The organism is Paenibacillus sp. MSJ-34 (assembly GCF_018918005.1).
Taxonomy (GTDB): domain Bacteria; phylum Bacillota; class Bacilli; order Paenibacillales; family Paenibacillaceae; genus MSJ-34.
Window position 1 is genome coordinate 57875 of the sequence record NZ_JAHLPR010000015.1, and the last position, 21230, is coordinate 79104.

The 21230-nt window shown below is 49.8% G+C and carries 15 protein-coding genes and 1 tRNA gene; 5 read left to right on the forward strand and 11 right to left on the reverse strand.

The annotated features are described in order from the left end of the window. Positions 1-1818, forward strand: coding sequence for a sensor histidine kinase (locus tag KQI79_RS09680; RefSeq protein ID WP_216538027.1), 1818 nt, complete (start codon positions 1-3; stop codon positions 1816-1818). 33 nt (positions 1819-1851) lie between these two features. On the opposite strand, the gene KQI79_RS09685 is transcribed toward KQI79_RS09680, so the two are convergent. Next, on the reverse strand, positions 1852-3225 hold the full coding sequence (locus KQI79_RS09685) for an ABC transporter substrate-binding protein (RefSeq protein WP_216538028.1): 1374 nt from the start codon (positions 3223-3225) through the stop codon (positions 1852-1854). A gap of 611 nt (positions 3226-3836) precedes the next feature. Here KQI79_RS09685 and KQI79_RS09690 point away from each other — a divergent pair. Beyond that, a complete protein-coding gene (locus KQI79_RS09690; protein WP_216538029.1) occupies positions 3837-4274 on the forward strand; it encodes a DUF2383 domain-containing protein in 438 nt (145 codons plus the stop codon). Between the two features lie 372 nt (positions 4275-4646). Here the strand turns inward: KQI79_RS09690 and KQI79_RS09695 are convergent, their stop codons facing one another. From KQI79_RS09695 to KQI79_RS09705, 3 genes are all read right to left on the reverse strand, one after another. Continuing rightward, positions 4647-5549, reverse strand: coding sequence for a TetR/AcrR family transcriptional regulator (locus tag KQI79_RS09695; protein WP_216538030.1), 903 nt, complete (start codon positions 5547-5549; stop codon positions 4647-4649). Positions 5550-5625: 76 nt separating this feature from the next. After that, positions 5626-8775, reverse strand: a complete 3150-nt coding sequence (locus tag KQI79_RS09700) for an efflux RND transporter permease subunit (protein WP_216538031.1) — start codon at positions 8773-8775, stop codon at positions 5626-5628. Then, positions 8768-10138, reverse strand: a complete 1371-nt coding sequence (locus KQI79_RS09705; protein WP_216538032.1) for an efflux RND transporter periplasmic adaptor subunit — start codon at positions 10136-10138, stop codon at positions 8768-8770. The genes KQI79_RS09700 and KQI79_RS09705 overlap by 8 nt, the downstream gene beginning before the upstream one ends. A 158-nt stretch (positions 10139-10296) precedes the next feature. Between KQI79_RS09705 and KQI79_RS09710 the strand changes: the two genes are divergently transcribed. Next, positions 10297-11628: a TolC family protein gene (locus KQI79_RS09710; protein WP_216538033.1), complete on the forward strand. Its 1332-nt coding sequence runs from the start codon at positions 10297-10299 to the stop codon at positions 11626-11628. A gap of 1093 nt (positions 11629-12721) precedes the next feature. After that, positions 12722-12922, forward strand: a complete 201-nt coding sequence (locus KQI79_RS09715) for a DUF6199 family natural product biosynthesis protein (protein WP_216538034.1) — start codon at positions 12722-12724, stop codon at positions 12920-12922. 52 nt (positions 12923-12974) lie between these two features. Here KQI79_RS09715 and KQI79_RS09720 read toward each other — a convergent pair whose 3' ends face one another. Next, positions 12975-13169 (reverse strand): YncE family protein, encoded by a 195-nt coding sequence (locus tag KQI79_RS09720; protein ID WP_216538035.1) that lies wholly within the window; start codon positions 13167-13169, stop codon positions 12975-12977. A 297-nt stretch (positions 13170-13466) separates the two neighbouring features. On the opposite strand from KQI79_RS09720, the gene KQI79_RS09725 reads away from it, so the two are divergent. Further along, complete coding sequence (locus tag KQI79_RS09725) at positions 13467-13850, forward strand: DUF1259 domain-containing protein (RefSeq protein ID WP_216538036.1); 384 nt, start codon at positions 13467-13469, stop codon at positions 13848-13850. Positions 13851-14043: 193 nt separating this feature from the next. Here the strand turns inward: KQI79_RS09725 and KQI79_RS09730 are convergent. The 6 genes from KQI79_RS09730 to KQI79_RS09755 all read right to left on the reverse strand — a co-directional run bounded on the left by KQI79_RS09730 (position 14044) and on the right by KQI79_RS09755 (position 21174). After that, positions 14044-14118 (reverse strand) — tRNA-Thr (locus tag KQI79_RS09730). A 98-nt stretch (positions 14119-14216) separates the two neighbouring features. Then, positions 14217-14894: a deoxyribose-phosphate aldolase gene (gene deoC / locus KQI79_RS09735; protein ID WP_216538037.1), complete on the reverse strand. Its 678-nt coding sequence runs from the start codon at positions 14892-14894 to the stop codon at positions 14217-14219. A 13-nt stretch (positions 14895-14907) separates the two neighbouring features. After that, positions 14908-16095, reverse strand: a complete 1188-nt coding sequence (locus tag KQI79_RS09740) for a NupC/NupG family nucleoside CNT transporter (protein ID WP_216538067.1) — start codon at positions 16093-16095, stop codon at positions 14908-14910. A 126-nt stretch (positions 16096-16221) separates the two neighbouring features. After that, positions 16222-19116, reverse strand: coding sequence for an S-layer homology domain-containing protein (locus KQI79_RS09745; RefSeq protein ID WP_216538038.1), 2895 nt, complete (start codon positions 19114-19116; stop codon positions 16222-16224). A 167-nt stretch (positions 19117-19283) separates the two neighbouring features. Continuing rightward, positions 19284-20258, reverse strand: coding sequence for an ABC transporter permease (locus KQI79_RS09750; protein WP_216538039.1), 975 nt, complete (start codon positions 20256-20258; stop codon positions 19284-19286). Continuing rightward, a complete protein-coding gene (locus KQI79_RS09755; protein ID WP_216538040.1) occupies positions 20251-21174 on the reverse strand; it encodes an ABC transporter ATP-binding protein in 924 nt (307 codons plus the stop codon). The genes KQI79_RS09750 and KQI79_RS09755 overlap by 8 nt, the downstream gene beginning before the upstream one ends. Positions 21175-21230: the final 56 nt, after the last annotated feature.

Here is a 21230-nt window from a genome sequence, read left to right on the forward strand (position 1 = left end):
ATGGCTCCTCTCCATGAAAATCGGTTTTTCCGCCGCTATTACAAAGTAAGCTTGAAAAGCAAATTTATCGTAACGAATCTGTTGGTCGTTTTTATACCGATTCTCATTATCGGCACGCTATTTTATAACTACACATCCAAAGTCATCCAAAGCGAGGCAACCGCTTATAAAAAAAATATCGTAAAGCTGATGGGACAACATGTGGACAATTACATTTTTCAATTAAAACAATTGACATATTCCTTCTACCAAACAGATGTGCAAAAAATATTGCCCGATTTTCCCGATGGCATGGTGGCTCGGTATAATTACAATGACAAACTGTTTTCTTATCTTTACGCAAGCTCTCATTTCACCGGAATTGAGGGAAGTTTTGAAAGCGCTGTATTTATTCGTCCTGACGGAACGTATCATCAAACGGGAATTAACGTCATTCAACCGGATTTTGACTTTGGAGAGATGCCCTGGTACCGGGAGGCTTCAAATTCTACTGGTAAGATTAATATTTATACCAATAATTCAAGGCCTTACTTGGTCATTCCTCCAAACGATTTGTCAATATCCATCGTTCGAAACATTTACAGCATATACGGCGACGGGAATTTGGGGGTTCTCTTGATCGACATTCCCCTCAGTCAAATTAATAAATTATTCAGCCAATTCGAACTAAAAACGGAGGACAATATTTATTTGATCGACCGGGACGGGCGCGTTCTTTTCAGCAGCATCGACGACACGATGGCCGGCAAGCAGTTAGATTCGGTTTATTATGATTGGATCGGCGGAGAATTTTCGGGGAATCGAATTATTAATATTAATAACGAGCGTATTCTCGTTACATACTACGCAACGTCAAATACGGACTGGAAGATGATCAGCATCGATCGCATGGCCGACTTGAAAGCGACGCTCCTTTCCTTAAAGAACCGGGCCATTCTCTTGGCTGCGATTGCGTTAGCGGTCGGGGTTTTTATAGCATGGTTTTTCTCGTCCCATATTACAAGAGCGATCTCCTTTTTGCAGATGCGAATGAGAAAGTTTCAAGAGGGCGATTTCAACACGCGAATTCGTTGGGTTCGTCAAGACGAAATCGGCAAACTGGGTGAAAGCTTCAATGAGATGGCTTATCGCATCAACGATTTGATCCAGCATAATTATGTGATCCAAATTAAAAATCGCGAGGCGCAGTTTAAAGCGCTGCAAGCGCAAATCAACCCGCACTTTTTGTACAATACGCTTGATTCCATAAGCAATATTTCGTTAGTACAAAACGTCCCTTTAGTCGGCGAAATTTCGAACCAACTCGCCGATATGCTGCGGTATTCCATTTCAAATACAGGACCGGTCGTTACGCTTCGAGAAGAATTGGATCATGTCCAAGCCTATCTTTCCATTCAAAATATACGGTATACAAATAAATTTCATATCATCTGGGATATTCACCCCGAGGCGCTCGATTTCAACGTGATCAAATTAACGCTCCAGCCTATCGTGGAAAATGCGATATATCATGGCTTGGAAATGAAAATGGGACAGGGAACGTTGCGTATAACTGCGGAAATCGAAAACGATCGTTTCATTATTGATGTTGTCGATAACGGACTGGGAATTCCCGCTGCGAAGTTGGAACAATTGCAGGAAAAATTAAAAAGTCCGGTGAGCTTGGCTTCAGAGGGACGGCAATCCGAAGGGATCGGACTTGTTAATGTTCAGGAGAGAATCCGCTTGCAGTTTGGCGATTCATTCGGCCTGCAGCTTCAAAGCGGCGAACAAGGCACCAGCGTAAAGATGGTTTTGCCCATCGAAAAAGTGACCTAAAAAATAGGTCACTTTTCATTTATTAACTACTTATTATTTTTGATTTTTCATCAATTCCTCGACACTTTTCTGCGCTCTTTCCATTACGGTCCGGACGTCTTCCCCTCCGATCGCCGCCTGAATCTCGATGCCGACGAGGTCGCGGTACTCTTGTACCGGCTTAATGTTAGGCAACGGATTCGGCTCCGCAACCTTCAACGTTTCTTCGACCGCGTGAATCCAATCTTGCGGCATCTTGGCATTGTTCTTGAATTCTTCATCCTGCCAAGCGGACGTTCGGGTCGTGGCGATGCCGTTCTGCTGCGCCCTAATGGTCATTTCTTTACTCGTTGCCCATTGAATAAAGTACCAGGCGGCTTCTTTATTTCCCGAACCGCTGCTGATGGCTACGGCCGTCAAGCTGTTATTCGTGTCGCGGATCCCGGTTACTTCATCTTTAGGCAACACGGTATAGCCAACTTTGCCGACAACTTTCGATTTTGACGGATCTTCGAATTGGGTCGCAAAGTTGGCCCCTTCGAACGTCATAGCGGCATTGCCTTGGGAGAAGATCGATATCGCTTCGTTCCAGTTGAAATTTACCACTCCCGGAGGTCCGAAATCCTTCAACATGCCTGCATACCATTCCGTCGCGCGGATCGATTCTTCCGAATTTAACAAAGGAGTTGTTTGGTCCTCCGCGAAGAATTTCCCGCCCATCGAACGAAGTACCGGCCCCCAGTTATATACGTTGGCATTCCGCAAACCGCGATTCACATATCCGTAAACCTCGGGAGGATTATGAAGCTTCTGGGCGGCCTCCCGCACTTCTTGCCAGGTCGTCGGCGGTTGTATATCGGCCTGTTCCAGCAAGTCTTTGCGGTAGTAAAAAAGGATCGGATTGATATCCATAGGCAAGCTCGTTATAAAATCGTCCACAGCGATACTTTTGCGCGACCCTTCAAAAAAGTCTTCGAAATCGTATTCCGCGGCCGTCAACTTCGGATTATCCAAATACGGTTTTAAATTCTCGTACCATCCGGCAAAATGATATATATTTTTTTCGACATGAAGTCCCGTCATGAAAGCGTCGATTTCACGCCCTCCCGCCGCCATTTCCACCGCGATTTTTTGCCGCGCCTGCTGCTCCGGTATAATTTCTATATCCACTTTGATCCCCGTTTTGTCAACAAACTCATTCACATTTTTATCGATAAATTCCGACCAAGGATGTTTGTTGAATAGAACACGCAACGTTTTCCCTTCATACGCCCGCCAGTTTACCTCGGCTGCACCCGCCGATTCGGCCGTTTGAGCCAAGCCGTTATTTGACGAATTGACGGATTCGCTTGCGGGTTTGGTCGAACAAGCCGCCACGGACATAAACATTACCGTCGTTAATACGGCAGCTGCCATTTTTTTGATCATCGATTTCCCCTCCATCAATATGACTACAGATTGTGCGAAATTTTGTATACGCTTTCAAACCAAAAAGCGGGACTCCCGCTCCACAGCGGAGTACAAATGACGATATATGCTTCTTCTCCTCCTCTCGCAATGAGATTCTGGATGAACTCGGCAACCTGCTTGCAAGCCTTCTCGTACATCCAGTTTGTTGTAGCCCATTATAAGCAAAAAGAAACATCGCGTTAAGGAGAAAAACTTTGGCGTTATGTGGCTTATTTTTGCACCGTCTGTCGCTTTTGATGTCACTAGTCAGAGCGGCCGCAGCAAGAAACGAGTGGGGCAAGTATCAATTTGCGACTGCCATTGGATTTTGTCCAATGAAAATCCGCACCACCCCCTGAGAAACCGCTTTCCATTGGAATTCATCCAACGGAAAGCTTTTTTTCTCCCGATTTTCCTCGTCTGAGTCGAATTTCATTGGATGAAATCCAATCAAATGACATTCCAGCTACGGAACAGCAAGATTCCATTGGATGAAATCCAACTGAACGTACGTTATCGCCTCATGAACAGATGGTTCGTGCCGAATATTACGGTACCTAATGGAAAACGATAAGTACGAGGTGAGACGAATGGATCAGGTTATTGATAAATTGAACGAGTTTCTGAAAGGCAACCATATGGCCATCCATGCCTATGAGGAATATATTCAACGCGTGAAAGACGGCGACGCCAAGAAGCTATTCCAGCGTATCCAACAGGAGCATAAACGGCATGCCATCCTATTGGCTGAAAGAATACAAAATTTAGGCGGCGTGCCTGTAGACGGCGTCGGATTGAAAGGCGCTGCGATAGAATTGATGAAAAAATTGCAAGGGGCAAGCGACGATACGTTCTCGATTCTTCAGGATGCGGCAAAGGGAGAAGAAGTAGGCATCAAAATAGGCAAGGAAGTCGTGAAAGGCGATCTCGATCCCGAGAGCCTTGCAATGGTGAAACGTATTTTGGATGCCGACCAAAATCACGTCGAGGCTTTGCATGCCCAACTGCAAAATCCGTCGCCACTATAGGCGCCTTCCTGTTGCAGAACAGACTTTGGCGGTTATTCGGGTCGGAGAATGCTTTTTAAGGAACGGGACGCGCATGGAACCGTATTACTATGTATAACGTTATTTCCGGGAAGGAATGATTCTTATGAAATACGAAGTAAGAGGGATTCCCATTACATGCCCATGTTGCGGTAACGACACGTTTGACAAAGACTATCGGCAATTGAATTCCAGAGGAGCGACCTTTTTCAACTTGGATTGGGCCAATAAAAACGCTGCGATTCTCGTTTGCCAACGATGCTCGTATATTTCATGGTTTATGGCGGATCCGGCAAAGATCGGAAAATGAGAGGCCCGGCTTCGATATCCGGGCCATAACGCGAAAAATTTTGTTCAGGAGCTTGCCTCCGGCTCAATAATCAGCCTTAACTGCTCGCATTCGCCGCGCAGTTCATCGAGCTGCTCCAAATAAAACAGCAACGCTTTGACGACGACGTTGGGGTGCACGGAGTCCTTTGACTCCGTTTTGATTTGGTTAATGGCCTCAAGGTAGTCTTTCTTTTCGGATTCGCTCAGGGAAGCATGACCTTTGACGATCGTCTCCATTTTACGGTATAACCGGTGCAACTGACGCGATCTCACAATCGGGGTAATGTCCTCCGGCCAACAATTCAAGACCCAGGAAGGCGTCTCGAACAGCAACGGCATATCCGGTTTTTTGAACTTTAACCCTTCCACCAAAACACCGACCAAATATTCAACATAGACGGCCAATTTACGGCAATGGTCATGGGACAGGCTCGGACCGACCACCCGTGTATACTCAAGCAAGACGCTTAGCGAAATAAAAGTCACATCCACGGCAAATTCATCAATTTGCCCCCCGTACAAATCGACAACGCTCTCCTGAAACCATGAAAACAATTTGCGTTCAAGCGCCATCACCGCATTTTGAATCCGTTCGTTTTCATAAAAAGGCTGCGAGGGATCCATGAAAAAGTAGATATATGCGCGATGTTTAAAAATATCTTCCAAGTATATCATGACCAATTCGATAATCCGATCGTTTTTCTTTAACTCCGCGTTGTGGTAGAGCCGGTAAACTTTCTCCTCGAGTTCGTCCGAAAAAGTCGCCAGCAGTTCCTGCAGCAGATCCTCTTTACCAGGAAAATACTTGTAAAACGACGGTTTGGTCATTCCGCTTGCCTTGGCAATTTCATCAATCGTCGTTAAAGCGAACCCTTTCTCCCCAAAGAGTTGAAGCGCAGCCTCAATAATCTCTGTTTTTTTATTCACACCAAATGATCCTTTCCTCATGCATTCACAAGCAAAAAAACGTGTTCCGAACGACTCTCCGGCAAATGAACGTTGCCTACATGGTCAGCGGGTTATTCGGGTCTTCCGGAAGATGGCCCGAAGGTTTCGTCTGCCCGGCATCCCGGTTGGCTTTGCGCTCCCGGCGTTTCTCTTTATACAGGGCTACGACCATGTATAAGGATGGAACGACGATCAAGGTCAGCAGCGTGGAGAACATCAGCCCGACAATAATCGTATACGCCATCGGACGGAACAAGACGCTCCCCGTAATAGCCAGCGGCAGCAAGCCGAAGATGGCGGTCAGCGAAGTAAGCAAAATCGGCCGGAAACGTGCCGAGGTCGCTCCGATAATCGCTTCTTTAAGCTCTACGCCCTCGCGGCGCGCATCCTCGATAAACTCGATGAGCACGATCCCGTTCCGCACGACGATCCCCGCCAGAGAGATAATCCCCATGATGCTCATGAAGCCGATCGACGAACCGGAAATAAAGATGCCGATGACTCCGCCTGCGGCGGCCAGATATACCGTCGTCATAATGATAATCGGCGCCGACAGCGAGTAGAACTGTACCGTAATCAGCAGCAGAATCAGGAAGATGACGATGACGAACAAACTGCCCAAATCCGAGAAGATTTCGGCCTGGTCCGACGTTTCCCCGCCAAGCGTCCAGGTGTATCCTTCCGGAAAATGCAAGCCGCCCAGCAGGGCGCTAATTTCCGTATTAAGCTCGGTAGCCGTTCTGCCGCCCGTCGCATTCGCCTCAACCGTAACGGTGCGTACCAGATTGTAGTGCTGAATTTTCTGAATGGAAAACGTCGGCTTTAATTCCGCCAACTGCGATAATGGCACCTGCATGCCTTGCTCGTTGGTCACGTTCATTTGCTGGAATATATCGCTTGGATTGCCGTTTTTGTTGTTCATATACAAATTAATATCGATGATTTGGTTCCCCGTATCAAAATCGCCGATATCCAGGCCGTCGCCCATCAGCCGGAGCGTTTGGGTCAATGTCTGGTAAGTCACCTGATGCTGTTTCATGGCCTCTTCGTTCACGGCAAACTCCAGCGTATAGCTTTGGTTTCCGAAGTTGTCTTTAATTCCCGTCGTGCCGTCCACCTGCGCGATTTTCTCCTTCACCTGCTGGGACAGGCTTTGGAGCTCGCCCAAATCCTCGCCCGAAATTCGCACGGATACGGCAGCTCCGACCGGAATTCCGAGCCGCGGAATGCTTGTTGCGATGTTGGCGGCGGGATATAATTTCTCCAGTTTCTTCTGCCATGTTGCCACCGTTTTTTCCCAGTCAAGCGTTCCCTTTTTGCCGTTAACCGCAACCTGACCGACCGTCGGCGAAGAACTAACGAAGTTTGTGATGTCGGAATACAACTCCGGCGCCTTCCCGCCAACTCCGTAACTGACCCTCTCCGCTTCCGGCTGCTTCCGCACCCACTCGGCGATGCTCGACACCATCCGGTCCGTTTCTTGAAACGATGTTCCGACGGGCATTTCCACATTGATGTTCACGTTCGGATCTTCCGCCTGCGGAAACAGATCGATCGGCGTCAGCAGCGCGAAGCCGAACGAGGCCGTGCCGATCAACAGTCCGGTCAGCGCGGTAAGCAGAGGCCGCTTCAGCACCTTCGGAATCATTTTGCCCGAATACCACTGCGTTGCGGCTTGAATTTGCTTGCCTAGTAAACCGGGCGGCTTCACTCCGCCTTCCTTCGCTTGACGATGGATTCTTCGCTTCTCGTGCCATTCGCGGAAAATCGGAATGATAGTCAGCGACATCGCCATGGACGCTAACATGGAGGCGGATATCACGATCGGAAGCGGCTTGATGAAGGAGCCGACGTCTCCCGTCAGAAACAGCAGCGGCATAAAGGCGAATATGGTGGACAACGTCGCCGTCAGGATCGAAATGGAAACCTCCTTCGCTCCTTTTACGGAAGCGTCGGTCGGATTTTCCCCGAGTTCGCTGAGCCGCCGCTCGATGTTATCGTTAACAACCACGGCGTCATCCACCAAGATCCCCAGCACGATGATCAGGCCGACGATCGTAATTTCATTCAAGGTTACCCCGGTCATCGGCAAGACGATGAGCCCCAGCGCGATCGAGATCGGAATAGCCAAGGCGACAAAAGCCGCTGTCAGCAAATTCAGGCCGAGCATGCAAACGATGATGACCGCCACGATTGCGATCAGCATCTCCCGGGTTAACTCGCTAAACATTTTGTCCACAACTTCAAGTTGGGCAAACGCCGTCTTAAACGTCACGTTTTTCGGCAGATGTTGGGCCAAACCGCTAAGTTTCATCGAGATGGCTTTATCCATGGATGGCACATCCGAACCCGTCTGCGCATTGACTTTGATCAGGATGGCGGGCTTCCCGTTATAATACGGCGAATATTCCGGGTCGCCATGCGCCAGTTTGGCTTCGCCGACATCTTTTAAATGAACCGGGAATCCGTCTTGCGTCGTCATGATCAGGACGTCATTCAATTTTTTGACGTCATCCAAGCTTTTGACGAGCAACTGATAATTGCGGTTATCGTAATTCAGGTCCCCCAGCGGTATGCGAGTGTTCATCTTTTGCACGGACTGAACGACCATTTCCCACGGTATTCCGTATTGCTGCAATTTCTGCGTATCAATTTGCACGGCGACTTCCTGACCGGGAATTCCATCAATTTGCACGCCGGCTACGCCTTTTACGGTCTGAATCTGATCGCGCCACCCAATCATCGTATCGTTCAGCGCGTACAGTTCTTCCCTGGTATCTGCGTAAATCACATAAGAGCCTACAAAAGCGGAAGCCAGATTATCGTTGACGATCGGCTGCATCGCATCGTCCGGCAGATCGGCGGCGGCATCCTGGACGTTTTTGCGCAGCTCGTCCCAGGCCGCTTCGGCGTCCGCATCCGCATAAGCCTCTACCGTGATGCTGGAATACCCGCTTCCCGAAGTCGAGAGGATGTTTTCAACGCTATCCACTTTCTTGATCGCCTGTTCCAGCACCTTGGTAACGGCCTGCTCCACTTTCTCCGGCGTCGCTCCCGGGTATACCGTCGTTACCAGCGCGGTCTTCACCAACGCATCCGGCATCTCCTGACGGGGCAGCCCCATAAAGCTGTACACGCCGATCATAATAAGCATGATGAAAAACAACAAGGTGATTTTGCGTTTCTTGACCAGATAGTTAATCATCGGCCATGTCCTCCGCCGTTACAATGGAGTAGCCGTCAAACAACCCTTCGGCTCCGGCGGTCACAACGACATCGCCCTCCTGCAATCCGGATAAAATCCGGAAGCGATTTTCAATGAATTCATCTCCCAGTTCCACGGTCGTTTTCACCGCTTTACCGTCCACGGCACGGAACACGTAGGGCTCCTGACCGTTGCTAATCACGGCTTCGGCGGGGACGAGAATCCCTTTTTTGTCGGAAACCTCAAGCCCCGCTTTGACCACCTGCCCCGGGAACCAATCCTTGTTCGGGTTAGGAACGCTCACTTCCACGGAAATCGTACCCGTCCCCGTATTGGTCTGCGGATAAACCCGTGCAACGGTCCCGGTCCGAGTCTCGCCCCCCAATGCCACGTCAACCTTCTGTCCCGCCTTCCAGGCGGAAATTTTGCTGTCCGGAACCGGGAGCAGAACTTTCAGTTGAGTGGTGGTACCGATGACAAAAGCCGGGGTTCCCGCGCCGGCAGCCTGGCCGGCGACAACAAACTTATCCAGCACCGTGCCGGATACGGTAGCCGTCAATTTCGTTTTGGACAGGGCCAACTCGGCCTGCTTCCGACTGGCCAACGCGTTTTGATACCCCGCCTCGGCCTGCGCTTTGGAGGCCACGGCCGAAAGCTTGCCGGACTGGGCTTGTTCAAGCGAAGCCTCTGCGGCTTTTACTTGTTCATCCGATGCGCCTTTAGTCAATTCCTCCAGTTGCTTCCTGGCGCTATCCAGCGAATTCTCCGTATTTTTAAGATGAAGTTGCGATTGCTCGTATTCATTAAGCGAAATCAACCCTTCAGCATATAATTTTTGATAACGATCGGCATCGGCCTTTACTTTGGTATAAGCATCTTCCGCTTGCTTCACCTGATTTTCCGCCTGGGCCAGCTTCTGCTCCGACGCCCCCTTCTTCACCGCGGACAGATTCGCCTCGGCGCTCTTGATTTGCGCTTCGATCGAAGCGAGTCCCGCATTCGCTGCGCCGACTTGCCCCTCGGCCTGGGCTACGCCGCTTTTGGCCTGATCCAATTGAAGCCGGGCCTGCTCATCATCCAGCACAGCCAGGACATCCCCTTCCTTGACCTGGTCGCCCACTTCCACCAATATCTGTTTGATTTCTCCGGATGCCTGAAACGAAACTGTCGCCGAATCGGCGGATTGCAGCGTGCCCGACAGGTCATACACCGTGTTCAAAGGTTCTTGTTTCACCCGGATGACCTCGACGGCTGTCGAATCGGCGTTCGCTGCAGCGGTTTCTCCATCGTTTCCCGAAGAACATGCGGTTAAAGACAGCGCGAACATCGCCGCTATCAGTACCGATAAGCAACGTCCTTTCATCAGGAAATTCTCCTCCCGTTATACTAGCCAGTATTTTTTTTAACTCTAAAGTAACCCGGCAGTAATGCGGTTGTCAAGCGACGACCCGGTGTTTGATTTCGTGAGCCATAGTGTGTTAGCATGTGGGTGAACAAATCGGATTGGGGAGGAACATTTCCATGAGAAAGGAAGTCGCTGCGTGCATTTTATCGTTTGCTCTGCTTGCCGGCGGCCCGGCATCCTCTTTTGCCGCGGATGACGACAACGTCACGCGATCGGGCTATACGGCAACGACCGGCGAACAGCTAGGAAGTTCGTTTGTCGGATCGGGAAACCAACTTTTGCCTTTGAAGCGCTTGGATTTGGATAAGGTATTGGATCTAGCCCTTCATAATTCTTATAACTTGCGGTTGTTGGGAATGAAGCTGACCGCTCTGAGTCAAAAAGAACGCAGCTTGCAGAAGCAGAAAGACAAGTTGGATGATTCAACGATCCCAATCGGTTCGGGTTCATTGCCTGCAACCCCGGAGGAACTGAAGGCAGTGTACGGAATTGAAGACGATGGGGAAACTGAGCTATGGCTCGGTCCGGTCTCCCATACAAACCAAGCCGTAAATCAGGTCATGCAGGGGATGAGCGGCATCGCCGCCGCACTGAATCAGCAAATCGCCAGCCAGCGCGAACAGGTTAAACTGGCGCTCGATCAGATGGAAACGGAGCAATCGGATACGCTGATCGATATGGAAAAAGCGAGAACCGGAGCACAACTGCAGATTACATCGCAATACGTTCAACTTCTGTCGTTGGATAAACAGATCGACCTGAACGAGCGATACCTTAAGGTGTTGATCGGAGATTACGATCGGGCCGTTACGCTGAAGCAAGAAGCGATCGGCAGCGCCGAAGACATAAGGGCGGCACAAAGGCTGGTTCGCGACCAAGAGAAGCAATTGGATACGCTGAGAGACAACTACAAGCTGGCCTTGGTTCAGCTATGCTTCGATCTCGGACTGGCGTATGATCCGGAAATCACGCTCCAGGAAATTTCCTATAACCCGGAGCCGGTCACGCGTAAGGATACCACGAAAATTCTGGCAAACTCTTATGACATGAAACATCAATGGAACGCCGTCTTCCTTGCCAACAATCAGGAAATTCATACGAATGCTCCCAACGAGGATGAAGAAAATTACCTGTACACGATGACCCGTATCGCCAACGTACAGGCGGAGCAAACCAGCTTAGAATTAAGCAAAAAAATCAGCAAAACCTACAGCGATGCCGAAACAGCCTACAAGGCTTATCAAAACGCCGCCGAGGATTTGACCGATACGCAGGTCGATTATGCCAACATGGAAGTCCGTTACAAAAACGGTTTCGTTTCGCGTTATGACTTCAACAAATACGGATTTACTTTAACGCAGCAGGAGGCGGCCTTGGATTTGACCCGTTTGCAGGCGTTCATGGCCGATCAAGCGGTAAAAGCCATGGAAAAAGGACTCATCAATTGATAAGCGACTAACGCCTGTCTTCGGCAGGATGGCAAGCCAGGCAATGAAGGATCTTTCATTCGGAAAACCTGCAATTGGATTCAATTTCATCATTCGTAACCATAGATGAAACTGGCTTTATTGCGCAGGACTTCTCCGTTTCGAAGGCGATTCGCGCGGACTTAGGCTCCTTTGTTTAGCGCTAACGAAACTCATAATCCTTATTGGGCTCAAAATGGAGACGTCGTCATTCTAACGAATGTACAAATCCTTATTCATTGGAAATCGCCGGTTTTAGCGCCTTTTTCCCCTCATTAGCGTGTTTCAGATTCGTTACACGAGCAACAAGGTGATTTCACAGGCTATTAGCGTGTACACGTTTCGTTAGCTCGCCCGAAGGAGCGTCAACCGCCAGCGGTATTTTGAAATTGACTAATTGTGCATCTTTCTACCCCGTTTTGATCGGTTGCTGCAGCATAGTCTCGCGAAAAAGCGCTAGCGTTGCATGAAATCTTCTAGCTGGGATGCGGCGCCATGGAATTATAACGGATTTCCAAGGTCTTATTTTTTGAAATTCCAGTCGATCTCTGGAATTAACGGATTTTCGAACCGTTAACATGTCGCGATCGGCCGGAGAATCCTTGGTTTTGTGAAGTTTCGACAAAAATAGAGACCTCAAAATCCGCTAACTCCGCCAAAACAGCGTTATTGGATCAAATAAGGCCTCCATAATCCGTTAATTGGCAGATTTCAGAGAAAGGCCTCTTGGAGGTCTTTCTCTGGAATCTGCCATTTTTGGGAGACACGTCACATCATACAATATAATTGTTTCCATAGGGACACGTATCTGTCTATTTGGTATAATAACACAAAAAAACAGACCGCCCCAGGAAAAGGTAAACGGTCCATTTCTTTAATTGGTTATATTTAAGCCGACCGCTCCTGAAGCGGCTATTGTACTGGGAGCCGGCTGCGACCGGCTCCTTTTTCAATATTGCATAACACACGGGAATACAATGCTGCGCTCAATAGGGTCCAGTCCTCCCGAATCCGGCGAATCTTTCCGGTAACAAAATTTTGTTTTCTGCGTCATATATTATGAAGGAGTGATTTCATGATCTTTCTCGGGCTATTCATCATGGCAATCGGTTTGCTTAATATTCTAAAACCGTCGTTCGCATGGTATTTAAAAGAAGGTTGGAAGGTAGACGGCGATTCCGAGCCGAGCGATGCCTACTTAACCCTCACAAGAATCGGCGGAGTCTTAGCATTTATCATGGGACTCATCGTATTGTTCGCGGGTCTTTTCACCTAATTCCTATGCTTCGAGTGCGAACCTATTATTCGTTCGGAGCCAAATCCGGCCCTTAAGGGTTTATCCCTATGCTGTTAGGTCCGTTCCCGACGGGAATCGTGTCTACGATGGCATTGGTATTTCCATCGATCACCGCCACATTGTTGTCTCCGAAGCTCGCTACATAGATCGCGTTTGTTAAAAGGTTCACCCCTAAACTCAACGGAGAATTGCCAACTAATTTTTCCAGGTTTTCGATTGTGCGCACGCACTAATTTAACGGTTTTGGACCATTTCAGACCAGGACACCTCCAATCCCATTTCATTACATTGTATGGTATGAGGCTCATGATCATAGGGAATAGATACTCACCTAGAATCTCCATGGGCCGCCATCTATTACCCCAAAAATAGGCGGTAATAATTGGTCCCCCCTTATCCTGTCCCTCCCGAAATTTACCTACTTCAGCCCCTTTTATGAAAAGATAGTTATTAACGTATTCCGTGAGCCCCCCAATTTCATATTTTGTAATGTTACGAAAGTAGTATGAAGGGAGCCGATCACATGAAAATTTCCACAGCGCTTTGCAATCGGCTGGCCGCTATTTTGGGCGGTACAGGCATGTCTAACGGCAAGAGTTGCTCTATTATGATCGAAAGAAAACTCAATGCAAGAATTCTTGGAAGAAAATATGAAACCGAACATGAAGTAACGATTCAGTCGCTTAAAAATGGAACGACTTTAAACACCGGTGAAATTACATTACTGCAGTCTGAGGTTCAACGCTTTATTAATGCGGTTCGAAAGCGCAATTTAAAGGTAACCGCAGTCCACAACCATTGGTTATTCGAAAAGCCTAGATTGATATATTTGCATATCGAATCGGTTGAAAATCCGATCGTATTTGCAAGGAAATTAAGAGCTGCTTTAAACGTTCTGAAAAAGTAAAAAATGACTCGTCGCGGCGTTTGGCACCGTTTCCAAACGCCACTTTTTGTTTTGGCGCTAGGCTTTTACTTTGTAACGATCATGGATTCTTTGGGCCGTCCTAACCAAATGTAAGATGATATCCGAACTAGCCGATCTCAACAACAAAAACGCGGCCCCGAATCCCCGGAACCGCGCGTTATGATCATAATCATGGTGCTGGTGAAGGGAATTGAACCCCCGACCTACGCATTACGAGTGCGTTGCTCTACCCCTGAGCTACACCAGCGAGTGACAGCTGAGAAATGTCACGTTTTATATTATACAACGGATTGGTGTGGAAAAACAATATGCAATTTGATTTCATTCCGATCCAATTTGAGGAAATCAATATTGCGCGTTCGATTCGCCCCCGGTTGCGATGGCAACGCCCGAGCTTGTGCCGATCCGGTTGGCCCCCGCTTCGATCATCGCGAGCACGTCCTGCCTGCTGCGGACGCCTCCGGAAGCTTTCACGCCCATATCCGGCCCGACGGTGCGGCGCATAAGCGCAACGTCTTCAATCGTCGCCCCGCCGGTCGAAAATCCGGTCGACGTTTTCACGAAATCGGCGCCCGCCGCGACGGCTAGCTTGCATGCGCGTACCTTCTCCTCATCCGTCAATAGCGACGTTTCGATAATGACTTTGACGAGCGCTTTTCCTTTCGCCGCGGCAACGACGGCGACGATGTCCTCCTGCGCCAGATCGTCGCGCTTGCTTTTCAGCAGGCCGATATTGAGCACCATATCGACCTCTCCCGCCCCGTTTGCGATGGCGTTAGCCGTTTCGTAAGCTTTCGTTTCCGGCGTCGACGCCCCTAGCGGAAACCCGATCACAGTGCATACTTTAACGTCGGGCGTATCGTGCAATATTTCATAGGCTGTTTTCACCCAAGCCGGATTTACGCACACCGATGCGAACCGATGCTCCTTCGCCTCTTCCGCCAACTTGACGATCGCCTCCATGGCAGCGTCAGCCTTTAACAACGTATGATCGATCATTTTTGCGAGTTCCTGCCTATCCATGTCCAATCCCTCCTTATTTTATAAACAAGCCGACAAGTGTAGCCGACAAGATGGAAGCGAGCGTGGAGCCGTATAACAGTTTCATTCCAAATTGGGCGACATGATCCCCTTGCTTATCGTTCAACGCCTTCACGGATCCGGTAATGATGCCTACCGAGCTGAAATTGGCGAAGCTGACCAGGAACACGGACACGATCCCCGCCGTCCGCTCGGATAAATTCGCTGCGATGTCTTTGAAGCTGAGCATAGCGACGAACTCGTTCGTTACCAATTTGGTAGCCATAATCCCGCCCGCTTGAACCGTCTCGTTCCAAGGCACGCCCATCAGAAAAGCGATCGGGGCGAATAAGTATCCTAGCGCCGATTGAAACGATATTTGGAAAATGAGGTTGAATATATAATTGATCATTTCCATCAAAGCGATGAAACCGATCAGCATCGCGCTCACGATGACCGCTATCTTGAAACCGTCCATAATGCTGTCGCTGATCATTTGAAAAAAACTGACTTTGCGGCCTCTTTCCTCTTCAACGGCAACGTCCTCTTCTTCCTCGACCGGATACGGGTTGATCAGGTTGGCGACGATCAAGGCGGAGAAAATATTAAACACAATCGCCACGACCACATATTTCGGCGCCAGCATCGTCATATACGAACCGACGATCGAGATGCTGACCGCGCTCATGGCCGACGTGCATAAGGTGTAGAGACGCCTTCTCGATACGATATCCAGTTGGCTCTTCGTCGTCAGGAATACTTCCGATTGGCCGAGAAAAGCCGAGGAGACGGCAACGTAATTTTCGAGCTTGCCCATCCCGTTCAATTTGCTTAATATCCATCCGACATATTTGATGATTAAAGGCAATATACAAAAAAAGTTAAGAATTCCGATCAGTATCGATATAAAAATAATCGGCAGCAGAACATTCATGAAAAAGACCGAAGCCCCCTCGTTCTCCAGCCCGCCGAACACAAATCGGACGCCGCTGATTCCGAACTCCATCAGCTTGCTGAACAGGCCTGCGATGAACCCGATGACCGCGATGCCCGCTTCGGTATTCATAATGAGAAACGCCAATACAAGCTGTGCTGCCAACATGGCGGCAATCGGCCGTATTTTGATTCCTCTGCGGTTATGGCTAACAAGAAATCCCAAAACGAAGACAAGCAGCAATCCGGTAGCGGCAAAAAGAAATCTCATCATTCCCTCCAAATTAGCGAAATCCTTCATCGAAGGTATCCTCCCCTAATTTGGCAAAAAATATTTATCCGCCCTATCGCCGTATATAAAAAAGAGGAGACCAAACGTCCCCTCCTAAAGGCCATTCTATTTGATTTGAATATCGTACCATCCGAGCAGCTCGTCGTACTTATTATAGAACGCGAACCTCCGGTAATCCGACTTCGGCGAGTTACTTTTTACTTTGTAGACAATCTCGCCTTGCTCCGATCTCGGCATCAATGTCGTATACCGCTCCGGAAGCAGCTCATGAAAGTATTCGAACGGCGATGATTCATAGAAAGTATTGAGATAAGCCATATAATCGAAATCCCGAATTTTCTCGTTCAAATCGTCCTGGACGAACGTAATGACAGACTGGTCTCCCGATTGCCCGACAATGATCCCGCTTTGAATGTCGTCTAGTTGCGCGATTTCGCGACTGTCGTATACCTTTTTCACTTTCTCGCTTTCTTGTCCGTCGCGAACGACGGTAACATAGATCGTTCCCGTTTCGGGCAGTGCAATGCTCTTATCCAGAAATACGGAGGCCCGCTGGGAATTATCCGAAACGCCGCTGCCAAGAAGCGTTCCATCTTCGGAATAAACGTTAACGGTATTCTTGATTCCGGCGTCGTACGCGGTAATCAATCCTTTCTGGGCGGTCACTCGAATATCTTTATCGTTAAAGATGCCTTCGTCCCCATCGATCCTTTTCACGCGCAAAACATACGACGGATCTTTGCTGCCAGGACGGTCGAGGAAAATATCCAAACCCAATCCCGGCTTCAGATCGACGCTCATCGGGGTGCCGCCGGTCATCGTGCCCGAAGCGATTCTCTCCGTCGGATAACCTCCGATAATGCTGTATCGGATGCTAATTGCTCCTTGTTTCGGCGATGCGGTCCATGTAAACGAAGTAATGTCGTTTGGAATATATACGCCGTAATCGCGGACGTTGTCATCGAAACCGAAGCCGATCGTTTTCGCGCTGTTTTGGTCTTTGCCATACTGTTTCAACGTCAACGGCTGGCCGTCTACTTCCACAACCAAGTCTCTCAGCGAGAACGCCATCTCCGGCTCTTTGCCGATTTTGTACGTAATCAGATCCGACTGGGCGACGGTTTTGTGGCTTGCGACGTCTTCCAGTTCAATTCTGAATTGGTATGTGCCTGCTTCGCCGTTCACATAAACCGAATAGACTACATCGGTCACTCCGTGATGGTCGCCCCATGCGGAAATATCCGTTCCTTCCTGCGGCCCGAATCCTGTTCGAACGATATCGCTCCAGCGGGAAGCTTCCTTGTCGTACGCGAATAATTGCATCGTTCCTCCCGAGGACGAAGCGACTTTAATCGGCTTTACGCGCACCTTGCCCGCGTACGGTCTCCCCGCATCTGTGACCGTTTGCAGCTTATATTGCAGATAGGCGGCATCGTTAAAACGGGCTTCGTCTTCCACGATGCTGCCGCTTTCCTCGATCAACACGTATTCGGCATTCGTGGCGAGGAGTTCGTCGGCTTCCTCTTTCTGCATATTCGTTCCTGGCAGAACCTTCAGCTTATATTCGTTTGCCGAATCTTTCGAACCTCCTCCGTTCGATCCGCCGTTATTCGCGCCGCCGCTCGAACCGCCGGACGAACCCGGCTCCGAGGAAGACTCCGGCACCGGAAGGCGCACACCGTCCTTTTGCGGGCCTTCCAGTTTGCCCGGCTTGATCGCAAATTGCGAACCTTGCGATCCGTCGTTTAATGTAGCGGACTGAACTTTCCCCGTTCCCGATACATTCATGACCGCATGCAGAACCAATTCCGCGATGACCGCTTCTTTTCCTACTTGGAGCGATCCCTTTCCGCCGCGCTCCGTCACTTGAAGCTTCGCGATCGATCCCTTTGGCATATCGACCGAAATTTGAGCAGCGGACAGACTCACTTCCTCGAACTGTCCGATGAACGTCACTTTCGACCCGGCCGGCAATCGTTCCGCCAGCTCGACGTTTGTGAAACCCGCTCCCGTTAACGCGTCTTCTTGAAGTTTCGCCGGCGTTAGCACGATCGTATGCCCCACTTCCGTCGAACCTTCCGCGACAACGCGTACGGCACCCGCTTTTTTCTCAACAATCAACTGTACGATCGTCGCATCTTTCAAATGAACGGAATTTTCTCCGCCGCCTTGGACGATCGTCTTACCTTGAACTTGCACGTTATTCAAGTAAACCTCTCCGGCGCCTACTCCTTCGGAAATAAGCAGATCTCCGGAAATCGTCATATTTTTCAACGTCGTATCCGCTGCGTTAATAACGGCATTTCCTTGAACGGTCTCGCTGCCTTCCTCCGGGCCGTATGTTCCGCTCTTATCGTATGTACGGACAGCCGGCTTCTTCGCTTGAAACGCATTGTCGATCGCCACGATCGCTTCGGCGCGGGTGATGCTACGCTTCGGCCCGAACGTGCCGTTCTCATAGCCTTTCATGGAACCGCGGGCAAGAACGGCCGCGACGGACGATTTGCTCCACGGCGCCAATTGGCCGGCATCTTTCATTGAAGCAAGAACATCCTCCGTTCCATCGTTCCGCGCATCAATCAATTTGGCCAGAATGACGGCCGCTTCTTCGCGGGTGATCGTTTGATCCGGTCGAAACGTAAGATCGGCATATCCTTGGATATATCCCGCCTGCAGCGCTTTGCCGATTTCGTCATGCTCCCACCCTGCCGCAAGCACATCCGTAAACTCGATATCCGTCCGGTCCGTAAACTGAAACGCCCGGTTGACGAAAGCGACAAATTCAACCCGGCTGACGCTTTCGTTCGGCCGATAGGAACCTTCGCCATCGCCGCGCAAATCGCCGCGCCCGATCCATTCTTTCATCGTTGTCTCGGCCCAATGTCCTTCCAGGTCCGATGCGGCGCCGCTTGCGGCAGCTATATTCGCCGCTCCGAGCAGCAAACAAACGCTTAGCAACAGCGCCATCCATCTCTTCGTACGTTTTTTTGATCCGGCCATTTTCGTTATTCCTCCTCACTGTGGTTAAAGGCCTAGTTCGAATTTACCAACACGAACCAAATGATTACATTCTACAAAATCCGGCATTATCCTCCCCTAACCTCCAAATAAAACATAAAAATCGCCTTTCTTCGGAGCCGTAAAGCCCGGGAAAAGGCGATGTCAATTCAAGTTTGATGAATGGTTGCCGCCACGTCGCGCTTCGTAAATAAAAGCCACGATACGATATGGAAGACGGCAAAATAGGCGATAAGCATCATAACGGAGAACTGCAGCGTCATCTCGGGACGAATCGGCGTGCCTCCGGTCAAATATGGGCTCAGATCGATATTGGCGAACAGCACATATTTCACCCACTCGTATTGCCTGAATATCATAACGAGGGTGTTGCCCACGAGCATGAAGAACAGCGAGAACGCAATCGCCATGGCCGAACTGCGGAACGCCGCCGAAATCATGAAGGCAAAGGTGACGTACATAATCAACTGCACGGCATTCAGCCCGTATTTCTGCAGTACGGAAATGATCATCGACTGTTCGTGCACCGCTCCGTCCGCGCCGACATACAGAGCGGGATAGGAGACGGAGCCGAATCCTTCCGCCAATCCTCCGAACAGAACTGACGCGGCGAACGTCAGTACGAGCAGGAACAGGGCAAACATCAGCGTCGATATATATTTGCTGAGCAATATTTTTCCTCGTGACGCGGGCCGGACAAGGAGCAGCTTCACCGTCCCCCACGTGAACTCGGCCGCGACCATATCCGCCGCGACGATGACCGTTAACATCGTCACCAGCAATATCATAAAGGTCGAAGCGCCGACAATGTCCCATAGCGTCTGCTCGTTCGGATTAATGTCATGCTCCAAAGCGTATTCTTTCGTCTTGATCGCGTCTTCGATCTCTTTGCGTTCTTCCGGCAAGGCGTCGTCAGGCATCTTGGCCAAATACGCCTTGTTATTCTGAAGGGATTGCTCCACCTGCTGCCGCCAATTCGTCTGGTCGGTATGAATGTCGTTCCATTTGATCAGCCCGGTCATTAAGCCGAGCGCGCCGAGCAGCAGCAAGACCATGATCCATGTCCGCAATCGGCGGAATATTTTCATATTTTCATTTTGTACGAGCGCCCCTAAACTAGACAATTTGCTCACTCCCTGTCATTTCGAGGAATTGGTCCTCCAGCGATTTCGATGCGGAACGGATGCCGTAAATTTTGCTCCCGGCATGCACCAGCATTTCGGTAATAACCGCAATTTGCTCCCGATCGGCGAGCAATTCGATCTCCCCTTCGCGAACGGCGACATCCGTTACGCTCAGGACGGATTCCAACGTTTCCTTCGCGCGAAGCGGATCGTCCGTTTCAATCGTCACTCTGCGCTGCTCCACCGTTTTCGCATCATGCAGCGACTGCACGTCGATCAATTTGCCGTTTTGAATAATCGCCACCCGGTCGCACATCAATTCCATCTCGGACAATAAATGAGAGGAGACGACAATGGCAATCCCCTCTTCCCTCGCCAAACGGCGCAAATAGTCCCGCAGTTCGCGAATGCCGGCCGGGTCGAGCCCGTTCGTCGGTTCGTCGAGAATGAGAACGGAAGGCTTGTGCAAGATCGCCTGCGCAACGCCGAGCCGCTGCCGCATGCCGAGCGAATATTTTTTCACCTTTTCATGAATCCGGTTCTTCAAACCGACCAGTTCGACCACTTCTTGAATTCTTTGTTTCGTTACGCCGGAATGCATGCGCGCATAGTGCACCAAGTTTTGGTACCCTGTCAAAAATTTATACATTTCCGGATTTTCAACGATCGCGCCTACATGACGCATCGCGTTCTCGAATTCCTTCTTGACGGGAATGCCTTGCACATAGACCTCTCCGTCGCTCATCCCTATCAATCCAACGATCATGCGAATCGTCGTCGTCTTCCCGGCCCCGTTCGGTCCGAGAAACCCGAACACTTCCCCTCTGGGCACATCGAACGACAAATGATCCACAATCGTGCGTCTGCCGATCTTTTTCGTTACGTTGCGTAGCTGCAAAACAGCCGTCTCGTTCATGTCCGTTCCCTCCACAAGTCTTTCTTACTTGCATTATTATAACTGGGGGGCGGAAC